Consider the following 3,513-nt stretch of genomic DNA (forward strand, 5'->3'; position numbering starts at 1 on the left):
ACTCCCATCCTTTTGTTCGCCGAGAAAATTCACAATAATCATCATTAGCATAACGTAATTTTTTATTATTACTTAAATAATGGCGCGTTGTATAAACCCCTTTGTATAAATCTTCGCGCCAGCATGACACTTGCGGTTGATATTTAGATGGCATTATTTATTCCTTAATTTTTTTATACTCGGCATCTATTTGCTGATACGCTTTAAGCGAGCTGGCTTTGGATTTTTTGTCGATTTCTTCTGGCCAGTTGACTTTGATTGGCCATGTGAAATCTTCTTCTGGCATTAATTCCGCATCCAAATTATTATCATAAAAGGCCATATAGTTATTTATCCACATCCATTCGTCATAGCTTAAACTGCTATAGGCTGCTAGTAGAAAATGGTCAATCACTTTAGTGGTATTAGGCTCACATACCACACATTCTAGACGGTAGCTTCTAACCATTCCGCCACTAGCAAGAGGAACTGATACTGAGGTCATACAACCTTGAATATCTGCCCAATTAAACTCCTTAACCGTTATTTCTTTTACTTTTAAAGGTGAGCGAGTAAATGTTTCTAACGAACCAAAATATAAAAGAAAATGGTCATAAATATAAACTTTACCTGTTTTTCGATTAAAACGTATTGGACAATCTTCAGGAGCAAAAAAAATATTCGAAGCCATTAGAAAAAAAATAAATAAAAAATATTAATAATAAACAACATGGTATAACTATTATATTGCCCTTAGTGTCTATAATAGTACTTGGTATGATCCATGATAACCCCCATATAGATAATAAATTACAAAGTAACACAATAGTAATCATAAATATACGAAGTAAAGGATTCATCCCACTTAAACGCCTAGACAATTCACAATAATCATTATTAGCATAACGTAGTTTTTTATTATTACTTAAATGTAATTTTGTTGTATATACCCATTTATGCAAATCCTCGCGCCATGCGGAAACTTGCGGTTGATATTTGGATGGCATTATTCGTTCTCCTTTTTAATTGATAATATGTTCAATGCGTAGTGGCGATTTGGCGTCTTTACTTTGCCAGTAATGTAATATGCCAATCACTTTTTTGGCTTTTAACCTTAATTCGGCAACTTTTTGGTCTATCGCCACAGTATTATTTATATTTGATTCGATAGGATAATCTTTAGAAGCAACCCAGCGCACTAAATCATAATTACATTGATTGGGTGATACCGTAACATTCAGATTTTTACCGTCTTTACCTTTTGCAATTTTGACCTTAGCCGATTGCTCTTCAGAATCTGTTAGATAGACCATACAGACATAACGGCTTTGCGCATCAAAATTGGGCAGTTTAATATGCACATGCAGTCCACCGGCATAAATTAATGCAGCGTTTTCATCAGTATCATTACGAATATCGTCCAAAAAGAATTCCATATCATAAGATTGATAATTTAAAGCCAAATAAATACTAAAATGACGCCAATGATACTTTGAACATTATTTATTCCTTAATTTTTTTATACTCGGCATCTATTTGCTGATACGCTTCAAGCGAGCTGGCTTTGGATTTTTTGTCGAGTTCTTCTGACCAATTGATTTTTACCGACCACTCATATTCATCTGGCATCTGTTCGGTATCTAGGTTTTTATCCGAAAATTCCATAAAACTATTCACCCACATCCATTCATTGTAGCTTAAACTGCTATCTGTACAAAAAGTAAAGTGGTCAATTACATTAGTGGTATTAGGCTCACATACCACACACTCTATACGGTAAGTTCTGACCATTCCACCACCAGAAATCGGTGCCGATACCGACGTCATGACGCCTTGAATATCTGCCCAATCAAACTCTTTCATCGTTATCTCTTTCACTCTAAAGGGTGAGCGAGTAAATGTTTCTAACGAACCAAAATATAAAAGAAAATGGTCATAAATATAAACTTTACCTGTTTTTCGATTAAAACGTATTGGACAATCCTCAGGAGCATATAATAGATAGAAAACAAGCTGTAAGAATAAATATATTAAATAAAGGCACAATAACCAAAGAGGTATAAATATAAGTTTCCCTTCAGTTTCAAAAATAATAACATAAGATAAACCATATCCTCCAAAAAACAATAATAAAATAAGCATTGTTAAACAAATAATAGTGACCCAACGCGGAACCCACTCCCATCCTTTTGTTCGCCGAGAAAATTCACAATAATCATCATTAGCATAACGTAATTTTTTATTATTACTTAAATAATGGCGGGTTGTATAAACCCCTTTGTATAAATCTTCGCGCCAGCATGACACTTGCGGTTGATATTTAGATGGCATTATTTATTCCTTAATTTTTTTATACTCAGCATCTATTTGTTGATACGCTTTAAGCGAGCTGGCTTTGGATTTTTTGTCGATTTCTTCTGGCCAGTTGACTTTGATTGGCCATGTGAACTCTTCTTCCGGCATTAATTCCCCATCCAAATTATTATCCGAAAACGCCATATAGCTATTTATCCACATCCATTCGTAATAGTTTAAACTGGTATCAGCAGCCAACAGAAAGTGGTCAATTACTTTAGTGGTATTAGGCTCACATACCACACATTCTAGACGGTAGCTTCTAACCGTTCCGCCACTGGCAATAGGAACTGATACTGAGGTCATACAACCTTGAATATCTGCCCAATTAAACTCTTTAACACTGATCTCTTTGGCTCTAAAGGGCGAGCGAGTAAAGGTAGCCCATGAACCACAATATAACAGAAAATGGTCATAAATATAAACCTTACCTGTTTTACGGTTAAAGCGAACAGGACAATCTTCAGGACAGAATAAAAAAGTAAGAAAAAATTGAATAAATATTGGACTGGATATTAAAAGTAAAAAAAATGAAAGAATAAATAGTGCTTTATGGGTATCAAAATAAAATATAGCAAAAAGTACAGCAACTAATCCAGAAATTATTATCAATACACATATAAAGAAAAGAATAATAACAATCAATCTAATTAATAAGCTTCCCATCCCTGTGAACCGCCGAGAAAGCTCACAATAATCATCATTAGCATAACGTAATTTTTTATTATTACTTAAATGTAATTGTGTTGTATATATTCCTTTATGCAAATCCTCGCGCCATGCGGAAACTTGCGGTTGATATTTGGATGGCATTATTCGTTCTCCTTTTTAATTGATAATATGTTCAATGCGTAGTGGCGATTTGGCGTCTTTACTTTGCCAGTAATGTAATATGCCAATCACTTTTTTGGCTTTTAACCTTAATTCGGCAACTTTTTGGTCTATCGCCACAGTATTATTTATATTTGATTCGATAGGATAATCTTTAGAAGCAACCCAGCGCACTAAATCATAATTACATTGATTGGGTGATACCGTAACATTCAGATTTTTACCGTCTTTACCTTTTGCAATTTTGACCTTAGCCGATTGCTCTTCAGAATCTGTTAGATAGACCATACAGACATAACGGCTTTGCGCATCAAAATTGGGCAGTTTAATATGCACATGCAGTCCACC

General features: G+C 34.4%; 5 protein-coding genes. All 5 read right to left on the bottom strand.

The features are described from left to right. Positions 1-157 precede the first annotated feature (157 nt). The gene (locus ACYIAL_RS12545) at positions 158-682 is read right to left on the bottom strand and encodes a DUF6708 domain-containing protein (RefSeq protein WP_483751878.1); all 525 of its coding nucleotides are present in this window, start codon (positions 680-682) and stop codon (positions 158-160) included. A 319-nt stretch (positions 683-1,001) separates the two neighbouring features. After that, a complete protein-coding gene (locus ACYIAL_RS12550; protein WP_483751874.1) occupies positions 1,002-1,442 on the bottom strand; it encodes a hypothetical protein in 441 nt (146 codons plus the stop codon). A 40-nt stretch (positions 1,443-1,482) separates the two neighbouring features. Further along, positions 1,483-2,310 carry a DUF6708 domain-containing protein gene (locus tag ACYIAL_RS12555; protein ID WP_483751875.1) on the bottom strand — a complete coding sequence of 276 codons (828 nt, stop codon included), beginning with the start codon at positions 2,308-2,310 and terminating at the stop codon, positions 1,483-1,485. 3 nt (positions 2,311-2,313) lie between these two features. Further along, a complete protein-coding gene (locus ACYIAL_RS12560) occupies positions 2,314-3,147 on the bottom strand; it encodes a DUF6708 domain-containing protein (protein WP_483751876.1) in 834 nt (277 codons plus the stop codon). 15 nt (positions 3,148-3,162) lie between these two features. Continuing rightward, positions 3,163-3,513: hypothetical protein (locus tag ACYIAL_RS12565; RefSeq protein ID WP_483751877.1), on the bottom strand; the 351-nt coding region annotated here is incomplete at its 5' end.

The organism is Gilliamella sp. X-57 (genome assembly GCF_057063565.1).